We start from the raw sequence: 25,555 nt of genomic DNA, 5'->3' as shown, positions 1-25,555 counted from the left end.
CGTGGGTACGCGGTTCGCGTCCGACAGCGGCCTGACCCGCCGCATGGTCGTGACGATGTTCCTGCTGGGGCTGCTCTACGTGGTGTTCGTCGGCGGGCTGATCGCTCTCGGCGTGCGCGCGCTGACCGTGCTGGTGCTCGCCGGGGGGCTGCTGCTGGTGCAGTACTTCCTGTCCGACCACATCGCGTTGTTCGCGATGCACGGGCGGGAGGTCTCCCCACAGGAGGCCCCCGAGCTCCACGGCCTGATCGACCGGCTGTGCGCGCTGGCCGACATGCCCAAGCCGCGGGTGGCGATCGCCGACTCCGACGTCCCCAACGCCTTCGCCACCGGCCGCAACCAGAAGCGCGCCGTCGTCTGCGTGACGACGGGCATCCTGCGCCGCCTGGAGCCGCAGGAGCTCGAAGGCGTCCTGGCCCACGAGTTGTCGCACGTCGCCCACCGCGACGTCGCCGTCATGACGATCGCCTCGTTCCTGGGGATCGTCGCGGGGCTCATGACCCGGTTCGCCCTCTACGCCGGCTTCGGCGGGCGCAGGGACAACGGCCAGGGCGGCATCCCGGTCGGGCTGATCATCATGCTGGTCTCGATCATCGTGTACGCCGTCAGCTTCCTGCTCACCCGGGCCCTGTCGCGTTACCGCGAGCTGGCCGCCGACCGGGCCGGAGCCCTGCTCACGCAGCGTCCCTCGGCCCTGGCCAGCGCGCTGACCAAGGTCACCGGCGACATGGCGAGGATCCCGACCAGGGATCTGCGCGAGGCGGAGCCGTTCAACGCCTTCTACTTCGCCCCGGCGCTGGCCAAGGGGGAGACGCTGGCGAACCTGTTCTCCACGCATCCGCCGCTGGAACGGCGGCTCGAACTCCTCGCGTCCATCTCCAAGCAGCTCGGAAGGGGCTGAGACCGTATGGGCTGGCTCGACGCGCTGCTGGGCCGGTCCAAGCCGGCCAAGCCCAATCTCGACGCGCTGTTCGCGCTGCCGTCCGCCGCCGTGACGCTCCAGGCCGCGACCGGTCTCGTCCCCACCGGTCTCGGCTCGGTGTCGTTCCGGGCGGCGGAGGGCGGCGCGTTCGCCACGCTGGAACGCGACGTCAAGGCGCTGCTCGGCGAGCGCGTCGAGGAGTCCGACGACGGCTACGGCTACACCTGGCTGCTGGTCCGGCGCTCGCCCGACGACGTCAGTGACCTGGTCACCGAGCTGCACGCGGTCAACTCCTCGCTGGAGTCGGCCGGGTTCGGGCCGTCGTTGTTGTGCTCGCTGGTGTCGTTCGCCGATCCGGACGGCAGGCGGCTGGCCGTCGTCTACCTGTACAAGCGCGGCACGTTCTACCCGTTCGCGCCGCTGCCCGGGCAGCGGCGCGACAACGCGCTCGAACTGCAGGCCAGGGGCGCTCTGGAGGGCGAGCTGCCGCTGGAGTCCGACCTCAGCCGATGGTTCCCGGTATGGGGTGCTCCGGGCCTCTGAACACCCATAGTGGTGTAATCGTCACGTGGAGCGAAGGTTGTTCGTCGCTGCCGCCTCGGTGCTCATCGTGGCGGCGGTGTTGTACAGCGCGTGGATCACCGGGCAGTTCACCACGCCCGCCGTGGACAGGACCGACGGTTACGTCAGCGAGCTGGCCGCCCGCGACCAGCCCTGGACGCGGTTGTTCCGGGTCAGCGACGTGCTGTCGGGGCTGGCCTGCCTCGCCGCCGTGGCCGTGGTGCCGCGGGTGGCGCGCGAGTGGGCCGGCTGGCTGGCGCTGACCGCGTTCGGGCTGCTGACGGTCCTGTCCGGCCTGTTCCCGCTCGACTGCGCCGTGCTCAGCGATCCGTCCTGCCGTGGCGACGGGGCCTCCCAACTGTTCCATCTGGTCGTCGGGGCGCTGGGCGTGGTGGCCCTGCTGGCCGCGATGGCGCTGCTCGCCGCACGCTGGCGCTCGGTGGTGTCATGGACGCTCACCGGCCTGAACGTGGCGGCCACCCTGGTCATGCTGGCCGCCCTGGCCGCCGGACGGTGGGCCGGCCTCGCGCACCGCGTCCAGCTGACGATGATCGCCGTCTGGCTGGTGTACGTGGCGCTCAGGCTGCTCGTCCACGACGGCCACGAGAGCTCCTGCGGCCCTCCGCACGTCGTCGACCAGGGCGCCGGCCCCGGCGTGCTCATCACGGCGGGGCTCGGCGGCGCCTGGTTCCACTGGGACGCCGTGGCCGCGGCGCTGGCCGCCGGTCACCGGGTCGTCCGCTTCGACCGTCCAGGGCTCGGCCTCAGCCCGCCCGCCCCCGACCGGCCCACCCTGTACGGCGAGGTCGCCCGGCTGGCCGCGCTGGCCCCCTCGCACCCGTCCCAGGTCACCCTGGTCGCGCACGGCGCGTCCTGCTGGCACGCCGAGGCGTTCGCCCGGCTGCACCCGTTGTGCGTGGCCAAGCTCGTCCTGGTGGACCCGTGCCCACCGCCCCTGCGCCGCCCGCTCGCGCTCGCGACCGCCCTGGGCGCGTGGCTGCCCGCCCTGGGCGGCACGTGGGGCGCCAACGCGCTGGCCCGCCTGGCCGGGCCCCTGACGCACCGCCTGGTCACGGGTACGGGCGACCCCTTCGGCGTGTATCGCATGGGCAAGGTGCCCGTGGCGGTGGCGGGGGAGTGGCTGGCCCGCCGCGACATGGCCGCCGACCTGCGCCGCATCCGGTACGGGCACCCCTTCCCCGACATCCCGGTCACCGTGATCGCCGCCGGCGCCCGGGACGCCCGCCAGGAGCGGCTGGCCGTCGCCGTCGACGCCGAACTCGTCCTCCTACCCGCCTCCGGGCACCAGGTCGAGCTGGACGATCCGGGCGCGATCGCCGGCGCCGTGTGAGCTTCCCGTAGGCGGGGGCAGGACACGCCCGTAGGATCGAGGCGAACCCAGTCGAGGGGGCAGGCGTGGACATCTCCGTCGTCGGTGAGGGCAGCGTGCAGGCCGCTCCCGACGTCCTGCGGTTGCTGGCGGGCGTCGAGGTGCGCAGGCCGTCGGCCTCCGAGGCGTTCACGGCCGTCAGGGCCGCCGCGGCCCGGCTGGCCGACGCGCTGCGCCAGGCCGGCGTCGCGGCCCACGACGTGCGTACGGTCGAGCTCTCCCTGGGGCCCGAGTACGAGGTCTTCCCGAAGGTGTCGGCCTACCGCGCGGCGCAGGGCGTCGAGGTCGTCGTCAGGGACCTGTCGCGGGCCGACGCCGTCATCGACACGGTGGCGGGCGTGGGCGAGGAGGCCCGGCTCAACGGCGTGGCCTTCGAGCTGTCCGACCCGGCGTCGGTGCTCGGCGAGGCCAGGTCGAGGGCGTTCGCGGACGCCGCGGCCAAGGCATCCCAGTACGCCGGGCTGGCCGGCCGCCCGCTCGGCCCGGTCGTCTCGATCGCCGAGGAGGTCAGGGGCGGCGCCCAGCCGCTGACCACCATGGCCTTCGCGGCGGCCGACAGCGCCCCCTCGGTCAGCCCGGGCCGCCAGACCCTCACGGTCACCGTCCGCGTCGGCTACGACTTCGCCTAGCCGCGGCGAGGGCGGGCGCTCCTCGCCGCGGCCAGGCTCGGCCGGCTACGGGAGGGCCAGCATGCGGTCGAGGGCGACCCTGGCCCAGTGGGCGGTGTCGTCGTCCACCGTGATCCGGTTGACGACGTCGCCCAGGACGAGCGACTCCAGCGCCCACACCAGGTGGGGCAGGTCGATGCGGTTCATGGTGGAGCAGTAGCAGACCGTCCGGTCCAGGAACGAGACGTTCTTGTCGGGGAACATGGTGGCCAGCCGCTTGACCAGGTTCAGCTCGGTGCCGATGGCCCAGCTCGAACCGGCGGGAGCGGCCTGGAGGGTTTTGATGATGTGCTCGGTCGAGCCCACGTGGTCGGCCTTGAGCACCACCTCGTGCCGGCACTCGGGGTGCACGAGCACGTTCACGCCGGGGATGCGGGCGCGTACGTCGTCGACGGACTCGGCCGTGAAGCGGCCGTGCACCGAGCAGTGGCCCTTCCACAGGATCATCCGCGCCCGGTCGAGCTGCTCGCGGGTCAGGCCGCCACCGGGACGGTGCGGGTTCCAGACCACGCAGTCCTCCAGCGACATGCCCATCTCCAGGACCGCCGTGTTGCGCCCGAGGTGCTGGTCGGGCAGGAACAGCACCTTGCGGCCCTGCTCGAACGCCCAGTCCAGCGCCCTCTTGGCGTTGGAGGAGGTGCACACCACGCCGCCGTTGCGGCCGCAGAACGCCTTGATGTCGGCGCTGGAGTTCATGTACGTGACCGGGACCACCTCACCGGCCAGACCGGCGTCCTCAAGGGCCTCCCAGCACTCCTCCACCTGGTCGAACGTGGCCATGTCGGCCATCGAGCACCCGGCGGCCAGGTCGGGCAGCACAACCTTCTGCCCGTCGCCGGTCAGGATGTCGGCGGACTCGGCCATGAAGTGCACGCCGCAGAAGACGATGAACTCCGCCTCGGGACGCGCCGCGGCCTGCTGGGCGAGCTTGAAGGAGTCGCCCGTCACGTCGGCGAACTGGATGACCTCGTCGCGCTGGTAGTGGTGGCCCAGCACGAACAGGCGGTCGCCCAGCGCCTCCTTGGCCTTGCGGGCCCGCTCGACCAGGTCCGGGTCGGACGCCGGCGGCAGCTCGCCGGGGCACTCGACGCCCTTCTCGCTGTGCGGATCGGCGCCCTGCCCGAGGACGAAGAGCGGCAGCCCAGTCTGGGTGGCCATCGCCATACCCCCTTATCGTCGTTTTGACGATACTCACTATGACACACGGACGAATGTGGTTATTCCGGAGGTTGGGGACCCGGGAATGTGTGGCATGGGCCATGTGTTGGTAGCGTCATCAGTAGGACGTCGGAATCAGACAGCCGGGTTAGGGAGTCAGCAGATGACGGTTGAGAGCAGCGAGACCACGACGCAGGGCCTGATCCTGACTGACGCGGCCGCCGCGAAGGTCAAGAGCCTGCTGGAGCAGCAGGGCGAGGAAGGTCTGCAGCTGAGGGTCGCCGTGCAGCCGGGTGGTTGCTCCGGCCTGCGCTACCAGCTCTTCTTCGACGACCGTTCCATGGACGGTGACGTGGTGACGGACTTCGGTGGTGTGAGCGTGGTCACCGACCGCATGAGCGCCCCCTACCTGCTGGGCGCCAGCATCGACTTCGTCGACACGATCGAGAAGCAGGGCTTCACCATCGACAACCCCAACGCCACCGGCTCGTGCGCCTGTGGCGACTCGTTCAACTAAGGGGTCACGGCTTCGGCCTGTGGGGTCCCGCCCGCCTTTGTGCGAGCGGGACCTTCGCGTATTCTCGTGGGGCTCATTGGCCTGCTGACAACGAGGAAGAAGAATCCCGTGCGCATCGCCGTAACCGGCTCCATCGCGACAGACCACTTGATGACGTTCCCAGGAAGCTTCGGCGATCAGCTCATCGCCGAGCAGCTCGACCGGGTGTCGCTCTCGTTCCTGGTCGACGACCTTCAGATCCGTCGCGGCGGCTGCGCGGCCAACATCGCCTTCGGCATGGGCTGCCTCGGCCTCAAGCCGATCCTGGTGGGCGCCGTCGGCAACGACTTCGCCGACTACCGCTCCTGGCTGGAGCGCCACGGCGTCGACTGCGAATCCGTGCACGTCTCCGAGACGCAGCACACCGCGCGTTTCCTGTGCACCACCGACGAGCACCACAACCAGATCGCCTCCTTCTACACCGGGGCGATGGCCGAGGCGCGGCTGATCGAGCTGCAGCCGGTCTCCGCCCGGATCGGCGGGCTCGACCTGGTGCTGATCAGCCCCAACGACCCCGACGCGATGTTGCGCCACACCGACGAGTGCCGCCAGCGCGACATCCCGTTCGCCGCCGACATCTCCCAGCAGCTCGCCCGTATGGAGGACGAGCAGATCAGGCAGCTCGTCGACGGCGCCGCGTACCTGTTCTCCAACGACTACGAGAAGGGGCTCATCGAGCAGAAGACCGGCTGGTCCGACGAGGAGATCCTCGACCGGGTCGGCGTCCGGATCACCACGCTCGGCCCCAAGGGCGCGGTCATCGACCGCAAGGGCGAGCCGTCCGTGCAGGTCGCACCGGCTCCCGAGCGGGGCAAGGCCGACCCCACGGGCGTCGGCGACGCCTTCCGCGCCGGGTTCCTGTCCGGGCTGGCGTGGGGGCTGCCGCTGGAGCGTTGCGGCCAGATCGGCAACCTGACGGCCACGCACGTGCTGGAGCGCGTCGGCGGCCAGGAGTACGAACTGGGGCAGAAGGTCTTCCTGGAGCGCTTCACGGCCGCGTACGGCGCCGAGGCCGCCGCCGAGATCGCCGACCACGTGCGCTGCTACCACCCCTGACAGCCGAACGCCCCGCCGGCCGGAAGGCGTGGCGGGGCGATCTCCCTCACGGTCAGTGCTTGGCGTACACCCGGTGCACGAACTCGGCGAGCTGGTCGTCGGGCAGGTGCTGGGCGAGGTCGGCCTCGCTGATCATGCCGACGATGCGCTCGCCCTCCAGTACGGGCAGCCGCTTGATCTGGTTCTGCTCCATGCGCGTGAGCGCCTCCTGCACGGCGGCGTCCGCCGGCACCCAGACCAGGCCGGTCGCCAGTTCGCCCGCCGTCACCTGCGCGGGGTCGTGACCGGCCGCGACGCACTTCACCACGATGTCGCGGTCGGTGATGATGCCCGTCACGCGGTCGTCGGGCCCGCACACGGGCAGTGCCCCCACGTCGCTGTTGCGCATCATCTGCGCCGCCCGGTCGAGCGTCTCGTGCGCGGCGATGCACTCCGTGCCGGTGCTCATCACGTCGCGGGCGGTCTCGTTCCCCTTGGCCATGGTTTCCCCCGAAAGGTCGATGTCCCCTCAGGGGAGGGCCCTACCCACAAACCGTCAGTAGTTGCGCATCACGTGGATGGCCCAGCCGCCCGAGGGCAGCTCGTAGGAGGCCACGTGGCGGTGGGACTTCAGCCGGCACCAGGCCGGTACGTCGGTGTAGGCGGCCGGATCGTCGGCCAGCACCGCCACCACGGCGTTGAGCGGCACGTGATTGATCTGCTCGGCGAGCATGATGATCGGGATCGGGCACTTCTTGCCGAGCGCGTCGATCGTCAATGCCGGCTGAGTTACCTCGGTCATGCGACTCCTGCGTCGTGCCGGATGCGGTGAACCAGGTCGGGCAGCACGGCCAGGAACCTGTCGACCTCGGCCGCGGAGGTGCCCCTGGGCAGCGACACCCGGACATTCCCATGCGTCAGTACGCCCATCGCTTCGAGAACGTGCGATGGACGAAGCGTACTAGCGGTGCATGAACTTCCGGACGATACGGCGAATCCCGCCTTGTCCAGTTCGGTGAGCAGCACCTCGCCGTCGACGTAGAGGCAGGAGAAGGTGACGATGTGGGGCGCCCGGCCGACCGGGTCGCCGATCACCTCGACGTCCGGCACGATCGCGGGGACGGTCTCCCTGATCCGGGTGACGAGCTCGGACAACCGCGCCTGCTCCTGGGCCGCCTCGGCGCTCATCGCGCGCAGCGCCGCCGCCGCGGCCACGATGCCGGGCACGTTCTCGAAACCCGGCACCCGACGCCGTTCGCGCTCGTCCTCGGGCAGGAACGAGCGGAAACGGGTGCCCTTGCGCACCGCCAGCACGCCCACCCCGGCCGGGCCGCCCCACTTGTGGGCACTGGCCGTCAGCACCGACCAGCCGGGCGGGACCGGCATCCGGCCGGCCGTCTGGGCCGCGTCCACCAGCAGCGGCACCCCGTTGGCCCGGCACGCGGCGGCCGCCTCGGCCACCGGCTGCGCGGTGCCGACCTCGTGGTTGGCGGTCTGCAGGCAGGCCAGCGCGGTGCCGGGCCGCGCCACCGCCGCGGCGAACGCGTCGAGATCGACCCGTCCGCGCAGGTCGACGCCCACGGTCTCGACCGTGCCGCCGTCGCGTTCGTGCACGCCGGCCGCGTGCAGGACGCTGGAGTGCTCGACCGCGCTGGTGACCAGATGACGCCCGACCCTCCGCCTGCCGTGTAGGGTGCCGAGGACGCCGAGATGCACGGCCTGCGTGCCGGACGAGGTGAACGACACCTCGTCGGGTCGCGCGCCGAGCGCCTCGGCCACCTCCGTGCGGGCCTGCTCCAACAGCAGGTGAGCACGGCGGGCCTGGCCGTACAGTCTCGCGGGGTCGGCCCAGCCGACGTCGATCGCCGCCAGCAGCGCCTCGCGTGCCTGAGGGTGGAGCGGCTCGCTCGAGGCCGCGTCGAAATACGCCACGAGACCTATCGTCCCACTTGCGGCACCATCGAGGGGTCGCGCGGTAGGGCGGGACACCTGCACGCTAATGTGTCTGCAATCAGCTGTGCATTTGGAAATACGAGCACCCAAGGGAAAGACTCTTGGGCTTCATCTGTGGGGTAGGCGATCCGTGAGTCCGACTCGCCGTACGACGCGGCGTTCGTTGGCCCGGCGCAGGGTGCCGCGCGCCGCCGCTTTGGCGTTGCTGCTGGCCACTGCTACGGCGTGTGCTAATGACGTTCCCAAGTTCGACTGGTCCAACGGCCTGCTGCCCGAGGGCGTCACCGAGCAGGCCGAGGTCGTTCAGCATTTGTGGAACGGGGCCTGGATCGCCGCACTGGCCACGGGCCTCGTCGTCATCGTTCTGATCGTGTGGGCCGCGATCTTCCACCGCAAGCGCAGGTCGAAGGCGGAACTGCCTCCCCAGGTGCGCTACAACCTGCCGATCGAGATCCTCTACACGGTGATCCCGCTCGTCATGGTGTCGGTGTTCTTCTTCTTCACCGCCCGCGACAGCAAGGCCCTCACGGACGTCGCGGGTGACGCCCCCGTCAAGGTCAAGGTCGAGGCGTACCAGTGGAGCTGGCGCTTCACCACGACCTACAACGGCAAGACGACGCAGCCCGTGCCCGGCATGCCGGTGAGCGACTACCGGGAGGGCCCGCAGTTGGTCCTGCCGACGAACACCAAGGTCGAGTTCGACCTGTCGACGGACGACGTGATCCACTCGTTCTGGGTGCCTGAGTTCCTGTTCAAGCGGGACATCATCCCCGGCATCCCGGAGGGCAACCCCGGACGCAAGTTCGAGATCAAGACCCTCGGCGACGACCGTGTGGGCATCTACGCGGGCCGGTGCGCCGAGCTGTGCGGCGTCGATCACAGCCGGATGTTGTTCAAGGTGAAGCTCGTCAAGCAGGCTGAGTTCGACCAGTACATCGCGACCCAGGCTGGGAGTGCCCAGTGACCGCCATCCAAGAACCACTTCGCGCAGCGGTCCGGCCCGTCACCAAGGGCCAGATCATCGCCAAGTGGCTGTCCTCGACTGATCACAAGATCATCGGGCACATGTACCTGATCACGTCGTTCGCCTTCTTCCTGATCGGCGGCGTCATGGCGCTGATCATGAGGGCCGAGCTGGCGCAGCCCGGGCTGCAGATCACCAGCAACGAGCAGTTCAACCAGCTGTTCACCATGCACGGCACGATCATGCTGCTGATGTTCGCGACGCCGCTGTTCGCCGGCTTCGCCAACGAGCTGATGCCGCTGCAGATCGGCGCCCCCGACGTGGCCTTCCCGCGACTGAACATGGTGAGCTACTGGCTCTACCTGTTCGGCAGCATCATCGCCGTGTCCGGCTTCCTCACGCCGGGCGGCGCGGCCTCCTTCGGCTGGTTCGCCTACACGCCGCTGTCGAGCGCGATCGCCTCGCCCGGCATCGGCGGCGACCTGTGGATCATGGGCCTGGCCCTGTCGGGTCTCGGCACGATCCTCGGCTCGGTGAACTTCATCACGACGATCATCTGCATGCGCGCCCCCGGCATGACCATGTTCCGCATGCCGATCTTCACCTGGAACATCCTGCTGACCAGCATGCTCGTGCTGATGGCCTTCCCCGTGCTGGCCGCGGCGCTGCTGGCCCTGGAGGCCGACCGCAAGCTCGGCACCCACATCTTCGACCCCGCCAACGGCGGGCCGATCCTGTGGCAGCACCTGTTCTGGTTCTTCGGCCATCCGGAGGTCTACATCATCGCGCTGCCGTTCTTCGGCATCGTGACGGAGATCCTGCCGGTCTTCAGCCGCAAGCCGATCTTCGGCTACATCGGCCTGGTGGGCGCGACCATCGCCATCGCCGGTCTGTCCATCACGGTCTGGGCGCACCACATGTTCCCGACCGGGCAGGTGTTGTTGCCGTTCTTCTCGTTCATGACGTTCCTCATCGCGGTTCCGACTGGCGTGAAGTTCTTCAACTGGATCGGCACGATGTGGCGCGGGCATCTGTCGTTCGAGTCGCCGATGTTGTTCTCCGTCGGCTTCCTGATCACGTTCCTGCTCGGTGGCCTGACCGGTGTCATCCTGGCCTCGCCGCCGCTCGACTTCCACATCAGTGACACCTACTTCGTCGTCGCCCACTTCCACTACGTGGTCTTCGGCACGGTCGTGTTCGCCATGTTCGCCGGCTTCTACTTCTGGTGGCCCAAGTTCACCGGCAAGATGCTCGACGACAAGCTCGGCAAGCTGCACTTCTGGCTGCTGTTCATCGGCTTCCACACCACGTTCCTCGTGCAGCACTGGCTCGGCATGGTCGGCTTCCCGCGCCGCTACGCCGACTACAGCGCGGCCGACGGCTTCACCGACCTGAACATGATCTCGTCGGTGGGCGCGTTCATCCTGGGCGCCTCGACGCTGCCGTTCTTCTACAACGTCTGGAAGACCTGGCGTTCGGCGCCGAGGGTCACCGTGGACGACCCGTGGGGTTACGGCGGCTCGCTCGAATGGGCGACCTCCTGCCCGCCGCCGCGGCACAACTTCACCTCGCTGCCGCGCATCCGGTCCGAGCGTCCGGCGTTCGACCTGCACTACCCGCACCTGTCCGCCAAGTCCGCCCAGGAGGTGGAGGCCTGATGAAGGTCCAGGGTTGGCTGTTCCTGCTGTGCGGCCTGTTCTTCGCCGGGGTCGACGTCGGCTACTGGTTCTGGACCAAGTCGGCGACCGGCCACGGTGAGCCCGTGGGCACCACCGCCATGGCGATCTCGGTCGGGTTCGCGTTCATGGTGGGCTACTACCTGATGTTCACCGCGCGGCGCATCGGGGCCCAGCCGGAGGACGACAAGCAGGCCGACATCAGCGACGGCGCCGGCGAGATCGGGTTCTTCAGCCCGAGCAGCTGGTGGCCGCTGTTCCTGTGCCTCGCGGCGGCCTTCGCCTTCGCCGGGTTCGTGATCGGCTTCTGGATGTTCCTGATCGGCGTGTTCCTGATCATCATGGCCATGATCGGGTTCGTGTTCCAGTACTACCGGGGCAACTTCTCGCACTGACAAGCGGCTCGAAGCGGGCGTCCTTCCCATACGGGAGGACGCCCGCTTTTTCGCGTTCTTTACCAGGTCACGGATGTGGTGAATCGATCACTCAGGGTAATAAGGGGGGAGAAGGTTGGATCTTGGGCGAGGGAGTCACTCGTGGGGCGCGTTGCGAATGGATCGGCCGGCCTGCTGGCCCTGGCGCTGCTCACGGCGTGCTCGCTGAGCGGCGCGGCGAACGAGTCGAAGGAACTGCCCGGCGCGGTGCAGCGGCAGCCCCCGGTGGCGGTCACGCCGGTGGACAAGGCCGCGAACGTGGCCACCGACCAGCCCGTGGTGGTCTCCGCCCAGGGCGCCACGCTCAAGAGCGTACGGGTGGACGGCGGCAAGGCGGGCCGGCTGCGCGGCGTCCTGAGCGGCGACGGCACCCGCGCGCGCAGCACGTCCACCGCCCGGCCCGGCGCCGGCTACACCGTCACCGCCGTCACCGTGGACACGGCGGGCAAGCAGAGCGAGACCACCAGCACGTTCACCACGGTCAAGGGCGACAAGACGTTCGACATCCAGTCGATCACCCCGAACCGGGACGACACCGGGCTGACGGTCGGCATCGGCATGCCCGTCATGATCGCCTTCGACAAGCCGGTGAGCGACCGGATCGCCGTCGAGCGCAACCTCACCATCCGCAGCTCCAAGCCGGTGGAGGGGGCCTGGCACTGGTTCGACGACAGCCACGTGGACTTCCGGCCGCAGGAGTACTGGCCGGCGTACACCAAGGTCCGGCTGGAGGCGAAGCTGGCCGGCGTACGCGGCGGCCAGGGCCTGTACGGCAAGCGCGACGTCACCCTCGACTTCAAGATCGGCCGTTCCCAGATCACCAAGGGGACCACCGACGAGCACGTCCTGACGGTCCGCAGGGACGGCAAGCGCATCCGCACCATGCCGATGAGCGCCGGGCAGGGCGGCCAGTGGAAGTACTACACGACCTCGGGCGTGCACCTGGCGATGTCGCGGGAGCCGGTGACCGTCATGACCTCGCCCGGCATCGGCCCCGGCCAGTCCGGCTACTACCAGCTGACCGTCTACAACACCGTGCGCATCTCCAACAGCGGCGAGTACGTGCACAGCGCGCCCTGGTCGGTGGGCTCGCAGGGCAACTCCAACGTCAGCCACGGCTGCGTGAACGTCAGCCCGGAGAACGCGGCCTGGTTCATCAAGAACACGCTGATCGGCGACCCGATCATCATCACCGGATCGCCGCGGAAGCTGGAGCCCACCAACGGGTGGGGTCACTGGCAGGAGAACTGGAAGGAATGGCTCAAGTGGAGCTCGCTGAAGGCGGGCCCGAGCATCACCTTCTGAGCGATCCGAGCACAGGTCACCGCGTACACGGCCCTGAGCTGCCCCTGGACACCCTGAGGGGCCCTGGGGGCACCTCGTACCCATGAAAGACGTGAGCGCGCCTCACGGGCGCGCTCACGGTCACGACGGGCGGTAGGAGCTGCTGACCTCGATCCAGCGGCGGAGCGTGTCGGAGGCCAGGCCCGAGTCGACGGCCTGCGTGGCGCGCTCGTAACCCTTGATCATCGCCGTGTCGAGGTCGTCGCCGGCGCCGTCGAGGGCGACCAGGGCGGCGGCGGTGTTGAGCAGCACCGCGTCGCGCACCGGCCCCTTCTTGCCGCCCAGCAGGTCGTGGACGGCCTGGGCGTTGAACTGCACGTCGCCGCCGCGCAGCGCGCTCGCGTCGGCCCGGGGGATGCCCAGGATCGCGGGGTCGAACGTGGTCTCGGTGGCCGTGCCGTCCCTGACCACCCAGACCGTGGAGGTGCCGGTGATGGTCAGCTCGTCGAGGCCGTCGTCGCCGCGGAACACCAGGGCCGAGACGCCGCGCTCGGCGAAGACGCCGGCGATGACGGGCAGCATGCGGGCGTCGAAGACGCCGATGGCCTGGGCGCTCGGCCGGGCCGGGTTGGTCAGCGGGCCCAGGAAGTTGAAGACCGTGGGGACGCCGATCTCCTTGCGCGCGGGCCCGGCGAACCGCAGCGCGGGGTGGTAGACGGGGGCGAAGCAGAAGGCGATGCCCGCCTCGCGCGCCACCCGCGCGGTCTGCTGCGGCGTCAGGTCGAGCCTGATCCCCATGTGCTCCAGGACGTCGGCGGCCCCGCACAGCGAGGAGGCCGAGCGGTTGCCGTGCTTGACGACCCTGGCGCCCGCGGCGGCGGCCACGATGGCGGCCATCGTGGAGACGTTGACGGTGTGGGCGCGGTCGCCGCCCGTGCCGACGACGTCGAGGACGGGCCCCTCGACGGTCAGGGGGGTGGAGAACTCCAGCATCGTCCGGGCCAGGCCCACCACCTCGGCCACCGTCTCGCCCTTGGCCCGCAGGGCCAGCCCGAAGCCCGCGATCTGGGCGGAGGTGGCGTTGCCCGAGAAGATCTCCCGCATCGCCCAGGCCGTCTCGTCGGCCGTGAGATTCTCGCCAGAAAGGAGAGCGGAGAACAAGGCTGGCCAGGTCGTTCGGGAGTCCATGGGCACCTACTTCGCGTTGAGTCGGGTGGCGGAACGGCGGCGCATCAGGTCGGCCACGGTGTCGGCCAGGACCATGGGCTCCAGGGGCTGCGGGACGACGGCGTCGGCCTTGGACCAGTCGGCCAGCCACCGGTCGTCGCGCCTGGCGATGATCAGGCAGATGGGCGGGCAGTCGTAGACCTCGTCCTTGGCCTGACGGGAGATGCCCATGCCGCCGGCGGGCTGGGTCTCGCCGTCGAGGATCGCCACGTCGATCTCGCCGGAGCCGAGCCACTGGTGCACCTTGGGCTCGGTGGCGCACTCGACGATCTCGACGAGGGGCAGATCGGCCGCCGGTCGCCGGCCGATGGCCTGGCGGACCTCGGCCCGGGTGGTGGCGTCGTCGCTGTAGACGAGGACCCTCATCGTGTCGTCGGTGCTCCCGGAGGACGTCACTTTCGCGCTCACTATCGCTCGAAGCTGTATGGTCACCTGGATCGTACCGGTGCCCCGGCATGCAATCCCAGGCCACCAGGTCTGACAGGCGTTTTGTCCCAATTATCCCAGGTTGATGGCCGGTTTGTTCCTCCTAACGGGGGGTCGTTGGCCGGACCGAACACCGGAGCCGCAATAATGCTGCCCGTGGCGACAGCATCCGCAATAACTTCGACGACGACAGCCCAGTCGTACCGACGGCCGAACCTGGTCAGTGTCGGGACGATCGTGTGGCTGTCCTCTGAGCTCATGTTCTTCGCGGCGCTGTTCGCGATGTACTTCACCATCCGGTCGGTGAGTGAGGGGAAGGGCATCGAGTGGGGCCCTGCCTTCCTTCCTGCAGGCGTTGAGGCAGAAGGCGCTCACCTGAACATCCCGTTCGCGACGGTCAACACGATCATCCTGGTCCTGTCGAGTGTGACGTGCCAGCTGGGCGTGTGGGCCGCAGAGAAGGGGCAGGTCGGCAAGCTCCGCTTCTGGTACATCGTCAGCTTCCTGATGGGCGCGATCTTCGTCGCCGGTCAGCTGTACGAGTACGGCGAGCTGGCGTCAGAGGGCGCGACCCTGTCCGCTAACGCCTACACCTCGGTGTTCTACCTGACGACGGGCTTCCACGGCCTGCACGTGACCGGTGGCCTGATCGCGTTCCTGTTCATGCTGGGACGCACGTACGCCGCGAAGCGCTTTACGCATGAGCAGGCCACCAGCGCGATCGTCGTGTCCTACTACTGGCACTTCGTAGACGTCGTCTGGATCGGTCTTTTCGCGACTATCTACATCATTCGTTAAGGAACGGGATCTCTGTGACTAGGAGCACCGCTTGGCGGCGGCATCCCCTCGCGAGATACGCCGTCCTGATTTTGGCGTTGGCGCTGGTCGGGATGGTATACGCCGCCTTTGTCCAGGCGAGCAAGCCTGCTGACGCGGCGCTGGCTGCAGGCAAGGTCGACGACGTGGCCCAGGGCAAGAGCCTGTTCGTGGCCCACTGCTCCAGCTGCCACGGCATGAACGCGGAGGGCACCAACGTCGCCCCCACGCTCGTGGGTGTAGGCGCCGCGGCGGTCGACTTCCAGATGAGCACCGGCCGCATGCCCGCCGGCAACCCCGGTCCGCAGGCGCCCCGCAAGCCTCTGGCCCACTGGGTCAACGAGGAGAGCACCCGTCAGGTCGCCGCGTTCGTGCAGTCGCTCGGCGGCGGCCCGCAGGTGCCGGGCAAGGAGCAGGTCGACCCGAAGCTCGGCGACGCCGGCAAGGGTGGCGAGCTGTTCCGGGCCAACTGCATCCAGTGCCACAACTGGGCCGGCGCGGGCGGCGCCTTGACGCAGGGCAAGTACGCGCCCAACCTGAACGAGTCGTCACCGACGCAGATCTACGAGGCGATGGTGACCGGCCCCCAGGCGATGCCGGTCTTCAACGACTCGACGATCACGCCTGAAGAGAAGCGCAGCATGATCGCGTACATCACCCAGGTCCGTGAGCAGAAGGACCCCGGAGGGTTCGGTCTCGGCCGCATCGGCCCGGTTACCGAAGGTCTCGTAGCGTTCGTGGCGGGCATCGCCGCCCTTGCCCTCGCCGCCATCTGGATCACCGCGAAGAAGCGACAGAAGTCATGACAGACAACGAGCACGAGATCGAGCAGCCGGACGAACGCGTGCCCAAGCGCGTCATCGGCACTCCCGCGCCGGGCACCTCGATGCTCGGCGCCGCGGAGGTGGAAGAAGCCGCCGACCGCGACGTCCCCGGCGTGACGCTGCAGGACGAGACCAAGGCCCGCAAGGCCGAGAAGATCGTGGCGCTCTGCTTCACGATCACGTTCCTCGCCGCGATCGCCTTCATCATCTCCTACGTGGTGTTCCAGGTCGGCAGCCCAGAGGCGACGGGGACCTCCAACCTCGCGCTCGGCGGCACGCTGACGCTGGCGATCCTCGGCCTCGCGGTCGGCATCGTGATCTGGGTCCGCCAGATCATGCCGAAGTACGCGCTGGTCCAGGAGCGCCACTCGATGGCCTCGGACGAGGATGACCGCGAGGTCGTCGCCGAGACCTTCCTGGAGGGCGCCAACGAGAGCGGCTTCGTCAAGCGCAAGATGTTGCGCCGCACGCTGCTGCTGGCCGCCGCGCCGCTCGGCCTGGTGCCGGTGGTGCTGCTGCGCGACCTCGACAACTCCAAGATGCCCGGCGCGAAGTTCAACAAGCTGCTGCGCCACACCGTCTGGGGTGAGAAGACCAAGGACGGCAAGCCGCTGCGCCTCGTCGTCGAGGGCACCGGCCAGCCGATCCGCGCCGCCGACTTCAACTCGCCCGGCGGCATCCTGTCGGTCGTGCCCGAGGGTTACCAGCACGACCTCAACGCGCTCGCCAAGGCCACGCTGATCCTGATCAAGTTCCGTCCGGAGGAGCTCAAGGGCGGCGTCAAGCAGAACTGGACGCACGACGGCATCGTCGCGTACTCCAAGATCTGCACGCACGTCGGCTGCCCGGCGGCGCTCTACGAGCAGACCACCCACCACATCCTGTGCCCGTGCCACCAGTCGACGTTCGACGCGGCCGACGGCGCGAAGGTCATCTTCGGTCCGGCCGCCCGGCCGCTGCCGCAGCTGCCCATCACCGTCGACAGCGAGGGCTATCTGATCGCCCAGGGTGACTTCAACGTGCCCGTCGGTCCCAGCTACTGGGAGCGCGGCGACGCCGAGGCCGAGGCCAGGGAGAAGGGGGCCCAGGCATGAGCGACCTGAACGCCGTACCGAAGGCCATCTCCGGGCCGTCGACCTTCCTCGACGACCGCCTGGGCGGGGCCAACTTCCTCAAGCGCAACCTGCGCAAGATCTTCCCGGACCACTGGTCGTTCCTGCTGGGCGAGATCGCGCTCTACTCGTTCATCATCCTGCTGCTGACCGGTACGTTCCTGACGCTGTGGTTCAAGCCGAGCATGGGCGAGGTCATCTACGACGGCTCGTACGCGCCGCTCAAGGGCGTCATGATGTCGGAGGCCTACGCGTCGTCGCTGGAGATCAGCTTCGACGTCCGGGGTGGTCTGCTGATGAGGCAGATGCACCACTGGGCTGCCCTCCTCTTCGTGGCCGGCATGACGGTCCACATGCTGCGGGTGTTCTTCACCGGCGCCTACCGCAAGCCGCGCGAGCTCAACTGGATCATCGGCGTCCTGCTGCTGACCCTGGCCGTGGACGAGGGCCTGACCGGCTACTCCCTCCCCGACGACCTGCTCTCCGGCGCCGGTCTGCGGATCACCGAGGGCGTGGCGATCTCGCTGCCGCTGGTGGGCACGTACATCACGTTCTTCCTGTTCGGCGGGGAGTATCCCGGCGGGGACGTCGTCGCCCGGTTCTACTCGCTGCACATCCTGCTCATCCCGGGCATCCTGCTGGCGCTGGTCTCGGCCCACATGGTGCTCATGTGGGTGCAGAAGCACACGCAGATGCCGGGCAAGGGGCGTACCAACAAGAACGTGGTGGGCGCGCCGTTCTACCCGGCCTTCATGGCCAAGGCGGGCGCGTACTTCCTGTTCACGCTCGGTGTGGTGTCAGGGCTCGCGACGTTCGCGCAGATCAACCCGATCTGGCTGTTCGGGCCGTACACACCGGCGGACGTGTCGGCGGGTTCGCAGCCCGACTGGTACATGGGCTTCCTCGAAGGCTCGCTGCGCATCATGCCGCCGTGGGAGTGGAACCTGTTCGGCACGGCCCACGCGGGCACGCTGCCGATGAGCGTGATCATCCCGGCGCTGGTGCCGATGGGCATCATCATGACCGGTCTCGCGCTCTACCCGTTCCTGGAACGGTGGGTGACCGGCGACCACCGCGAGCACCACGTGGCCGACCGGCCGCGCAACAACCCCCACCGCACCTCCATCGGCATCTCGGCGATGACGTTCTACGGGGTGCTGTGGCTGCTCGGCGCGAACGACGAGATCTCCGCCAACTTCCACGTCAGCCTCAACTGGACGACGTACATGGGACGCGTGCTGATCTTCGTCGCACCGGCGCTGGCCTACCTGATCACCTACCGCATGTGCCTCGGCCTGCAGCGCAGCGACGCCGCGGTCATCGGGCACGGTGTCGAGTCGGGTGTCATCAAGCGGCTGCCGCACGGTGAGTTCATCGAGGTGCACACGCCGCCGTCCGAGGACACCGAGGCCCACATGCGCGGCAAGGAGCCGGTGCCGGCCCTGCCCGTGGACGAGGACGCCGCCGGCATCCCGCCCAAGGGCATGCGCGGCCCGCTCGGCAAGCTGCGCGGACGGATGTCCAAGGCGTACGGCGGGGAGAAGATCCCGATCGACGACGGGCACCACGAGGAGCACGGCGAGCACGCCGCCATCGGTTCCGGCGACGACCGGAGCCTCACCCACTAGGGATGCTTCGTGAGATCGGCCCGGACGGGGTTCGCCCCGTCCGGGCCGATCCGCGTTCCGGGGTCCCTTGTTCGAGCAAAGCCGTGGAAACGCCGCGGGCCCGGCCGAGGGACGGCCGGGCCCGGGTACGGACGCGCGTGGGTGGTGCGGGGAAGGGGTCAGTCGCTCTCGGGGAAGCCGATGGAGAAGGCGGCGTCGAGGTCGTGCCTGGAGTAGGTGCGGAAGGCGATGTGGGTCTCGGTGTGCTCGACGCCGTCGACCTTGTTGACCCGCCCGGGGATGACCTCGGCCACCTCCTCGTAACGGGCGACCCTGACCATGGCGAGCAGATCCCATTCGCCGGTGATGGAGTAGACCTCGCTGACCCCGTCGATCTCGGCGATCGTCTGGGCGACCTCCGGGATCCGGTCTACCTCGGCCTTGATGTGGACAATTGCCGTGACCATGCATTAACTGTATCGGGTCACCGCAAAGGTCGCCCCTCTCGGTCGCGCCGCTGATCAAGGCCGCGGTAGGCCAGATCGATGCGGGCCTTGTGGCGGGCGGCGCCGCCCGCGGGCAGCGACCACACGCCGTCGACCTCGACCAGCCGCACGCCCGGCGACTCCAGCCAGCGCAGGATGCACTCGGTCTCCTCGGCGCTGGCCGCGTGGACCGGGCCGGGGCCCGGGATGACGGCCTCGGCCATGGCCTTGAGCGAGGCGACGAACGGCGTCGGATGGGCGCCCTTGGGCATGACACCGGCCGCGGCCAGGCGGCCGTAGCGGACCACGTGGATGTCCCAGCCGCCGTCGAAGGCCGGGCTCGCGGCCACCAGCTCCGGGATGCGGGTGATGGCGCTCAGGCGCTGCATGCGGGCCGCCGCCCGGACGAACGCGGCCAGCCGGTCGCGGTCGACGGAGGCCTCCTCGTAACGCTGCTCGACCGACAGGCGCTCCATCCGGGCCGACACCGCGGTGTAGACGAGGGAGGCGTCGGAGGTCATGGCCCGGCGCGCGCTCTCGACGTGCACGGAGTATTCCTCCGGGCTCTCCTGGCCCGCGCAGGGCGCGCCGCAGCGGCCCATCTCGTGCAGGACGCAGGCCGCCCGGCGGGTCCGCAGGCTGATCGGCTGGGTGCACTGGCGCAGCGGCACCGCCTCGTGCAGGGCGATGCGGGCCTCGTCGGCCAGGCGGGCGCTGCCGAACGGGCCGAGGTAGGTGGCGTCGTCGTCCTTCAGCTCGCGCACGATCGACAGGCGGGGGAAGGGACCGGCGGTGAGCTTGAGCCAGACGACCTTCTCCGGGAAACGCGACCGGCGGTTGTAGCGGGGTTTGGCACCGCCGATCAGCCGCAGCTCCCTGACCTCGGCCTCCAGCCCCGTCGCGCAGACGATGTGGCGGACGCGCTCGGCGATGCCGATCATCTCGCGGATGCGCGGACGGGTCTCGCCGGCCGTGAAGTAGGAGCGCACCCGGTTGCGCAGGTTGGTGCTCTTGCCGATGTAGAGCACCTCGCCGCGGTCGTCCTCGAAGAAGTAGACGCCCGGGGCGTGCGGGACGGACTCGGCCAGGTGGCGCTTGCGCTGCTGCTCGGGCGTCGGGGCGCGGACGAACGACTTCAGCTCCTCCAGGGTGTGCACCTGGAAGGAGCCGGCCCGCTCGATCAGCCCGTGGAGCACGTCAACGGTGGCCCTGGCGTCCTGGAGGGCGCGGTGGCACGGCTCGGTCGGGCTGCGGAAGAACCTGGCCAGCGTGGACAGCTTGGCGTTGGGCGTCTCGTCGCGGGTCAGCACCCGCCGGGCCAGGTCGACGGTGTCGACGACCGGGTTGGGCGGCGGGGGATAGCCGTGGGCGGCGCAGGCGGCCTTGACGAAGCGGGTGTCGAAGCTCGCGTTGTGGGCCACCAGCGTGGCGCCCTTGATGAACTCGAGGAAGCTCGGCAGCACCGCCTCGATGCGGGGAGCGGCCACCACCATGGCGTCGGTGATGCCGGTCAGCACCGAGATGAACGGCGGGATCGGCCCGCCCGGGTCGACCAGCGTGGAGAACTCGCCCAGCACCTCACCCGCCCGCACCTTGACCGCGCCGATCTCGGTGATCGAGTCCTCGGCCGGCGAGCCGCCGGTGGTCTCCAGGTCGAACACGACGAACGTGACGTCGCTCAGCGGGGTGCCGAGCTCGTCGAGGGTGCCTTGAACCGCGTCCACGTTCCAAGACCATAGAGAGGGGGACCGACAGTTACTCCGGCGGACCACGCCGACGGCGGGGAACGGCAGGAGGGGCAGAACGGGAACAACGCTCGAATAACCATCTTTCTTGATCCTTAGTTACCCTTCCCTTTATGTCCGCGGGAAGACTCGCCGGCCGCTACGCCCTGCTGCGCCCTCTCGGCGCCGGCGGCATGGGCAAGGTGTGGCTGGCCAAGGACGAGATGCTTGACCGCGAGGTCGCGGTCAAGGAGCTCACCCTGCCCGAGGGCATGCCGCCCAAGGACCGCGCCGACTCGGTCACCAGGGCCGTACGCGAGGCGCAGGCCACCGCGCGGCTGCGCCATCCCGGCATCGTGGCGCTGCATGACGTCATCGTCGAGCACGACCGGCCGTGGCTGGTCATGGAGCTGCTGCGGGGCCGTACGCTGGCCGACACCGTACGCGAGTTCGGCCCCATGCCCCCCGAGTACGCGGCCCGCGTCGGCGCCGACGTGCTGGAGGCGCTGGAGGCCGCCCACGTCCAGGGGTTGCAGCATCGGGACGTGAAGCCGGGCAACGTGTTCCTGACCGACGGCGGCAGGGTGGTGCTGACCGACTTCGGCATCGCCCGGCAGGAGGGGCAGTCCACGCTCACCGAGCAGGGGCTCATGATCGGCTCGCCCGGGTTCATCGCGCCCGAGCGGCTGGAGGGCGAGCCCGGCGGCCCGGCCAGCGACCTGTGGTCGCTCGGCGCGACCCTGTTCGTCGCCGTGACCGGTGGGAACGCCTACCAGGGCTCGGTCGCCGAACGGGTCAGGGCGACCGTCACACAGCCGGTGCCGGTCGCGCCGGGGCCGCTCGGGCCGCTGCTGGCCGCCATGATGGCCCGCCATCCAACGGCCCGTCCCGCCCTGCGTACCGTCGTGCACGCGCTGCGGCAGGTGGCCGCGGGCGGCCCGCCGCCGGTCCTGCCGACCGGCGAGCACGCGACCGAGCCCCGCCGGATCGGGCGGCGCGGCCGGAAGCCGCTGCTGTGGGCCGCCGCGGGCCTCGTGCTCGTCGTCGCCGCCGCGGCCACCGGCTTCTACCTGCTGCGCGACGACGACGGGACGCCGGCCGCCTTCACTGTGCCGATGGACGTGTGCACCCTGCTCACCCCGCAGGACGTCGGCGGCCTGCTGCGCACCCAGAGCCCGCCCAAGGCCCGGCCCGACTCCGACGAGGTGGGCCCCGAGTGCGGCTGGCCGGCCGCCGGCACCGGCGTGGGCCTTCAGGTGCAGAAGGACTCCGACACCGTCGACCCGTGGTCCATGACCGCCGCCACCGCCGCCACCCTGTTCCAGAACCAGAAGCGCTACTGGGCCAAGTACGACGACATCGACTGGACGTGGCCCGAGATCGGCGTCAAGTCCAGCATGCGTTCCAAGCGCACCCCGCTGCGCGACCTGCCGGGCCTCGGCGAGGAGGCGTTCGCGTTCGAGCTGAAGGGCACGACCGGCCGCGTCCACTCCGCCCACGTCTACTACCGGATCGCCAACCTGGTGGTGGCCGTCGAGTACGCCACCCTGGCCGACAAGCCGACCGACGACGACGTCAGGCAGTCGGCCCTGAAGGCCGCGCGGGCGACCGAACAGGCGTTGCGCCGTGCGGGGTGACCACTACCTGCTGGCCGGGCGCTACCGCCTGGTCGAGCAGCTCGGGCAGGGCGGCGCGGGCACCGTGTGGCGGGCGGTCGACGAGACGCTCAGCCGCGAGGTCGCGGTCAAGCAGGTACGCGTGCCGCCGGGCCTGAGCCCCCACGAGCGGGCCGAGTTCGCCGACCGCGCCATCCACGAGGCCAGGTCGGCCGGACGCCTGCGCGACCCGGCCATCGTGCTCGTGCACGACGTGGTGCTGGAGGGCGACCAGCCGTGGATCATCATGGACCTGGTCACCGGCCGTTCCCTCGACAAGGTGATCAAGGAGAACGGCCCGCTGCCGCCCCCGTACGCGGCCCGCATCGGGCTCCAGGTGTTGTCGGCGCTGGAGGTCGCGCACGCCCACGGCATGCTGCACCAGGACGTCAAGCCGGCCAACATCCTGCTCGACGCCGACGGCTCGGCCATGCTGACCGACTTCGGCATCGCCGCCCCCATGGGCGGCCACGGCGACCGCTACGGCAGCGCCGGCTCGCCCGGCTACATGGCCCCCGAGCGGCTCAACGAGCAGCCCTCGGACCCGTCGGCCGACCTGTGGTCGCTCGGCGCGAGCCTCTACACCGCCGTGGAGGGACGGGCGCCGTTCGAGCGGCAGCTTCCGGCGGCGGTGGCGGCGGCGGTGCTGCTGCACGACCCGCCGTTCCCCGAGCGGGCGGGCCGCGAGTTCGGCGGCCTGCTCATGGCCATGCTGGCCAAGGACCCCGCAGCCCGTCCCACGCCGGCGCAGGTCCGGCAGGTGCTCAGCGGCGCGCCGGTGCGCTCCGGCCCGGTTCCCGGACGCCGCCGCCGGTGGTTCCTGCCCGTGGCGGTCGCGGCGGGCGTCGCGGTGCTGGCCGCGGGCGGCTGGTACGCCGTCGGAGCCCTGGCCGGCACACCGGAGACCGGCCGGTACGCCACCGCCCCCGACCCCTGCGCCCTGCTCGGCGACGCCCAGGCCGCCGAACTCGTCAAGGGCACCCCCGTGCGGAGCGCCACGCGGGCGGGCGAGTGCCAGTGGTTCGCCGGTCAGGACGAACGGCGGCCGCGGCGCATCACCGTCCGCATGTGGATCGAGAAGCCCGACGGGGACCTCGGCGGGCCGCAGGTGGCGCTGCGCCGGTTCACCAGCGAGAAGGACACCAGGAGCGCGGCGGAGGGCACGCAGGCACGCGCCGCCGTCGGCAAGGTGGGCGACGTGACGGGGGTGGGGGAGGCGGCGTTCGTGCAGAGCCGGTTCCAGCTGGCCATGGGCTCCAACGAGGTCGGCCGGTCCGACAGCGTCGTGCTCTTCCGCTCCAGCAACCTGCTCGGCGAGGTGACCTGGAACCGCGAGGACGTGCCGGTCAAGGGGGCGGCCGACAAGGAGACGGTACTGAAGGCCGCCCGGATGGTGTCCGGGGCGTTGCCGAGATGACGTCCGGCAAGCGTTTTGCAAGGGGCGTCACTACCATGTTTCCCCGCAAGTCAGGGCAACCTCAGGAGTCCCAGTGAATCCCGGTAGCGAGTACGAGCCGCCTACCACCCCCCATCCGGTGCCGGGCAGGCGGTTCGAGCCGCAGGGAACGCCGCCCACGGTCCCCTACGGGCCGCCCGCCCAGCAGTGGGGCCCGCCGTCCGGGCCGCCTGCCGGGCCGTCGCGGGGGCGGCCGTCGTGGGTGATGCCCGTGCTCGCCGCGGCCCTCGTCGTGGTCGTGGCCGCGGGCGGCGTCGGGGCGTACCTGCTGCTCTCCGGCAAGAGCCCCGCCGGTACGGCGACCGGGCCGACGTCGTCGGCCGCCTGGTCGGCCGTTCCGGCAGCTGCCGCGGCGGGTCCGGACGTGTGCTCGATGTTGCCCAAGGAGGAGGCCGAACGGCTGGTGCCCGGCGCGACCGTGGCCAAGTCGTCCCGCGACTCCGACTACACGGTCAGCTTCACCTGCAACTGGCAGAACCAGCGCATCTCGTACGGGGAGTTCTGGCGTACCAGGGAGATCGACGTCAGGATCGAGCAGCACAAGGGCGAGGGCGCCAAGACCGGGCGTTCGATGGCCCAGAACGCGTACGAGATCGACTACCGCGGCGCCAAGTACGGCGCGACCGCCAAGCCCTCGCTCGACCCCGACGAGAAGGAGTACGTCTCCCCGGTCAAGGACGTGACCGGCGCGGGCGAGGGCGCGTTCGCGCAGTACACCTGGCGGCGCGCCGGCAAGCTGCTCTGGTACTCCTACGGCCAGGCCCAGGCCCGGGTCGGCGACATGACGATCGAGGTCAAGTTCCAGGCCGGGCAGCAGCGCAAGGACGCCCAGATCCTGTCCAACGAGAGCACCAGGTCCATCACCGAGGAGAACGCGCTGCGCGAGGTCAGCGGCCTGGCCGCGCACTTCGCCAAGGGCGTGGCCGCCTGGCAGGCCCAGCACCCCGGCGTGCTGGCCAAGCCCGACCAGCCCGCCGCCACCCGGACGCCGACCGCCCGCCCGACGCCCTCGCCCACGGAGCTGGCCGCCTTCCCGCCCGCCTGCCAGGCCGTCGCGGAGGCGGCCACCCGCCTGGTCCCGGAGCCGACCACGCGGGCACGCGGCACCGAGGCGGGCAACGACGACCAGACCGAGTGCCGGTGGCTCAACCTCGCCCTGCCCGGCGCGGCCGGGAACGTCAAGATCCGCAGTGTGCTGATCACCACCCACCGCTTCACCAACCGGGCGGGTGCGGTGGACCCGGGTGGGGCCAAGGCGTACTACGCGGGCGAGTACGGCGGCGACAAGAACAGCGCCGGGTCGGTCATCGGCGGCATCACGTGGGGCAAGCTGCTCGACGTCGAAGGAGTGGGCGACCAGGCCTACGGCCAGTACGTGCAGACCAGGCAGGGCGAGGTGTCGGCCTCCAGCGGCACGGTCATGGTCCGTACGGGCGCGCTGGTCGTCAGGGTCGACTACTCCGGCGCCGAGCGGCCCAAGGAAGAGCCGGCCAACTCGCCCAAGGCCCAGCTCATGCCGGAGAAGGAGGCGCAGGCGGGCGCCCTCGCCCTGGCCAGGGCCTACGTGGCCGAACTGGCCAAGCAGCCCGTCGGCAGCTGACCGGCCGGGCGGGGCCCCGGTT

At 70.1% G+C, this 25,555-nt stretch carries 25 protein-coding genes; 17 read left to right on the top strand and 8 right to left on the bottom strand.

The annotated features are described in order from the left end of the window. The first annotated feature begins 1 nt into the window (after position 1). The 4 genes from htpX (at position 2) to DMB42_RS04475 (ending at position 3,502) form a co-directional block, all read left to right on the top strand. Complete coding sequence (gene htpX, locus DMB42_RS04490; protein WP_125630803.1) at positions 2 to 901, top strand: zinc metalloprotease HtpX; 900 nt, start codon at positions 2 to 4, stop codon at positions 899 to 901. 6 nt (positions 902 to 907) lie between these two features. After that, positions 908 to 1,465 (top strand): PspA-associated protein PspAB, encoded by a 558-nt coding sequence (locus DMB42_RS04485; protein ID WP_125630801.1) that lies wholly within the window; start codon positions 908 to 910, stop codon positions 1,463 to 1,465. 25 nt (positions 1,466 to 1,490) lie between these two features. Continuing rightward, entirely contained in the window at positions 1,491 to 2,834 is a 1,344-nt protein-coding gene (locus DMB42_RS04480; protein WP_125630799.1) for an alpha/beta fold hydrolase, read from the top strand. Positions 2,835 to 2,899: 65 nt separating this feature from the next. Further along, positions 2,900 to 3,502 carry an SIMPL domain-containing protein gene (locus DMB42_RS04475; RefSeq protein WP_125630797.1) on the top strand — a complete coding sequence of 201 codons (603 nt, stop codon included), beginning with the start codon at positions 2,900 to 2,902 and terminating at the stop codon, positions 3,500 to 3,502. 45 nt (positions 3,503 to 3,547) lie between these two features. Here DMB42_RS04475 and nadA read toward each other — a convergent pair whose 3' ends face one another. Then, positions 3,548 to 4,705 (bottom strand): quinolinate synthase NadA, encoded by a 1,158-nt coding sequence (gene nadA, locus DMB42_RS04470; protein WP_125630795.1) that lies wholly within the window; start codon positions 4,703 to 4,705, stop codon positions 3,548 to 3,550. A 157-nt stretch (positions 4,706 to 4,862) separates the two neighbouring features. On the opposite strand from nadA, the gene erpA reads away from it, so the two are divergent. Together erpA and DMB42_RS04460 are read left to right on the top strand one after the other, a co-directional pair. After that, entirely contained in the window at positions 4,863 to 5,216 is a 354-nt protein-coding gene (erpA, locus tag DMB42_RS04465) for an iron-sulfur cluster insertion protein ErpA (protein ID WP_125630793.1), read from the top strand. A gap of 108 nt (positions 5,217 to 5,324) precedes the next feature. Next, positions 5,325 to 6,311: a carbohydrate kinase family protein gene (locus DMB42_RS04460; RefSeq protein ID WP_125630791.1), complete on the top strand. Its 987-nt coding sequence runs from the start codon at positions 5,325 to 5,327 to the stop codon at positions 6,309 to 6,311. Between the two features lie 52 nt (positions 6,312 to 6,363). On the opposite strand, the gene DMB42_RS04455 is transcribed toward DMB42_RS04460, so the two are convergent. Genes DMB42_RS04455 through DMB42_RS04445 form a run of 3 tightly spaced genes read right to left on the bottom strand, consistent with a single transcriptional unit; the run spans position 6,364 to position 8,222 of the window. Further along, positions 6,364 to 6,792, bottom strand: coding sequence for a CBS domain-containing protein (locus DMB42_RS04455; RefSeq protein ID WP_125630790.1), 429 nt, complete (start codon positions 6,790 to 6,792; stop codon positions 6,364 to 6,366). A gap of 54 nt (positions 6,793 to 6,846) precedes the next feature. After that, positions 6,847 to 7,092 carry a sulfurtransferase TusA family protein gene (locus DMB42_RS04450; RefSeq protein WP_125630788.1) on the bottom strand — a complete coding sequence of 82 codons (246 nt, stop codon included), beginning with the start codon at positions 7,090 to 7,092 and terminating at the stop codon, positions 6,847 to 6,849. Continuing rightward, positions 7,089 to 8,222 carry a cysteine desulfurase family protein gene (locus tag DMB42_RS04445; RefSeq protein ID WP_125630786.1) on the bottom strand — a complete coding sequence of 378 codons (1,134 nt, stop codon included), beginning with the start codon at positions 8,220 to 8,222 and terminating at the stop codon, positions 7,089 to 7,091. The genes DMB42_RS04450 and DMB42_RS04445 overlap by 4 nt, the downstream gene beginning before the upstream one ends. A 151-nt stretch (positions 8,223 to 8,373) precedes the next feature. Between DMB42_RS04445 and DMB42_RS04440 the strand changes: the two genes are divergently transcribed. From DMB42_RS04440 to DMB42_RS04425, 4 genes are all read left to right on the top strand, one after another. Continuing rightward, positions 8,374 to 9,207 carry a cytochrome c oxidase subunit II gene (locus tag DMB42_RS04440; RefSeq protein WP_125630784.1) on the top strand — a complete coding sequence of 278 codons (834 nt, stop codon included), beginning with the start codon at positions 8,374 to 8,376 and terminating at the stop codon, positions 9,205 to 9,207. Further along, positions 9,204 to 10,865 carry a cytochrome c oxidase subunit I gene (ctaD, locus tag DMB42_RS04435; RefSeq protein WP_125630782.1) on the top strand — a complete coding sequence of 554 codons (1,662 nt, stop codon included), beginning with the start codon at positions 9,204 to 9,206 and terminating at the stop codon, positions 10,863 to 10,865. The genes DMB42_RS04440 and ctaD overlap by 4 nt, the downstream gene beginning before the upstream one ends. Beyond that, positions 10,865 to 11,278: a cytochrome c oxidase subunit 4 gene (locus DMB42_RS04430; protein ID WP_125630780.1), complete on the top strand. Its 414-nt coding sequence runs from the start codon at positions 10,865 to 10,867 to the stop codon at positions 11,276 to 11,278. The genes ctaD and DMB42_RS04430 overlap by 1 nt, the downstream gene beginning before the upstream one ends. 141 nt (positions 11,279 to 11,419) lie before the next feature. After that, positions 11,420 to 12,622, top strand: coding sequence for an Ig-like domain-containing protein (locus DMB42_RS04425; protein WP_125630778.1), 1,203 nt, complete (start codon positions 11,420 to 11,422; stop codon positions 12,620 to 12,622). Between the two features lie 120 nt (positions 12,623 to 12,742). Here the strand turns inward: DMB42_RS04425 and trpD are convergent, their stop codons facing one another. Both trpD and DMB42_RS04415 read right to left on the bottom strand, forming a co-directional pair. Beyond that, a complete protein-coding gene (trpD, locus tag DMB42_RS04420; RefSeq protein WP_125630776.1) occupies positions 12,743 to 13,789 on the bottom strand; it encodes an anthranilate phosphoribosyltransferase in 1,047 nt (348 codons plus the stop codon). 6 nt (positions 13,790 to 13,795) lie between these two features. Continuing rightward, positions 13,796 to 14,194 carry a hypothetical protein gene (locus DMB42_RS04415; protein ID WP_125631229.1) on the bottom strand — a complete coding sequence of 133 codons (399 nt, stop codon included), beginning with the start codon at positions 14,192 to 14,194 and terminating at the stop codon, positions 13,796 to 13,798. 207 nt (positions 14,195 to 14,401) lie between these two features. Between DMB42_RS04415 and DMB42_RS04410 the strand changes: the two genes are divergently transcribed. The 4 genes from DMB42_RS04410 to DMB42_RS04395 are packed head-to-tail and all read left to right on the top strand — an operon-like array spanning position 14,402 to position 18,634. After that, the gene (locus tag DMB42_RS04410; RefSeq protein WP_125630774.1) at positions 14,402 to 15,052 is read left to right on the top strand and encodes a heme-copper oxidase subunit III; all 651 of its coding nucleotides are present in this window, start codon (positions 14,402 to 14,404) and stop codon (positions 15,050 to 15,052) included. 14 nt (positions 15,053 to 15,066) lie between these two features. After that, on the top strand, positions 15,067 to 15,876 hold the full coding sequence (locus DMB42_RS04405; RefSeq protein ID WP_185844451.1) for a c-type cytochrome: 810 nt from the start codon (positions 15,067 to 15,069) through the stop codon (positions 15,874 to 15,876). Beyond that, positions 15,873 to 16,988, top strand: a complete 1,116-nt coding sequence (locus DMB42_RS04400) for a ubiquinol-cytochrome c reductase iron-sulfur subunit (protein ID WP_125630771.1) — start codon at positions 15,873 to 15,875, stop codon at positions 16,986 to 16,988. Before DMB42_RS04405 ends, DMB42_RS04400 begins: the two co-directional genes overlap by 4 nt. Next, a complete protein-coding gene (locus tag DMB42_RS04395; protein ID WP_125630769.1) occupies positions 16,985 to 18,634 on the top strand; it encodes a ubiquinol-cytochrome c reductase cytochrome b subunit in 1,650 nt (549 codons plus the stop codon). Before DMB42_RS04400 ends, DMB42_RS04395 begins: the two co-directional genes overlap by 4 nt. A gap of 158 nt (positions 18,635 to 18,792) precedes the next feature. On the opposite strand, the gene DMB42_RS04390 is transcribed toward DMB42_RS04395, so the two are convergent. Both DMB42_RS04390 and DMB42_RS04385 read right to left on the bottom strand, forming a co-directional pair. Then, entirely contained in the window at positions 18,793 to 19,080 is a 288-nt protein-coding gene (locus tag DMB42_RS04390) for an Lrp/AsnC family transcriptional regulator (protein ID WP_125630767.1), read from the bottom strand. Positions 19,081 to 19,097: 17 nt separating this feature from the next. Further along, complete coding sequence (locus tag DMB42_RS04385; RefSeq protein ID WP_125630765.1) at positions 19,098 to 20,822, bottom strand: DEDD exonuclease domain-containing protein; 1,725 nt, start codon at positions 20,820 to 20,822, stop codon at positions 19,098 to 19,100. Between the two features lie 134 nt (positions 20,823 to 20,956). Between DMB42_RS04385 and DMB42_RS04380 the strand changes: the two genes are divergently transcribed. The 3 genes from DMB42_RS04380 (at position 20,957) to DMB42_RS04370 (ending at position 25,533) form a co-directional block, all read left to right on the top strand. Further along, complete coding sequence (locus DMB42_RS04380) at positions 20,957 to 22,459, top strand: serine/threonine-protein kinase (RefSeq protein ID WP_125630763.1); 1,503 nt, start codon at positions 20,957 to 20,959, stop codon at positions 22,457 to 22,459. Continuing rightward, entirely contained in the window at positions 22,449 to 23,894 is a 1,446-nt protein-coding gene (locus DMB42_RS04375; protein WP_125630761.1) for a serine/threonine-protein kinase, read from the top strand. The genes DMB42_RS04380 and DMB42_RS04375 overlap by 11 nt, the downstream gene beginning before the upstream one ends. Before the next feature lie 73 nt (positions 23,895 to 23,967). Further along, complete coding sequence (locus DMB42_RS04370) at positions 23,968 to 25,533, top strand: hypothetical protein (RefSeq protein ID WP_125630759.1); 1,566 nt, start codon at positions 23,968 to 23,970, stop codon at positions 25,531 to 25,533. Positions 25,534 to 25,555 lie beyond the last annotated feature (22 nt).

Source organism: Nonomuraea sp. WAC 01424 (assembly GCF_003947315.1).
Lineage (GTDB): Bacteria > Actinomycetota > Actinomycetes > Streptosporangiales > Streptosporangiaceae > Nonomuraea > Nonomuraea spiralis.
The sequence above is the reverse complement of the archived record's forward strand: the minus strand, read 5'-3'. Positions and strand labels throughout refer to the sequence as shown.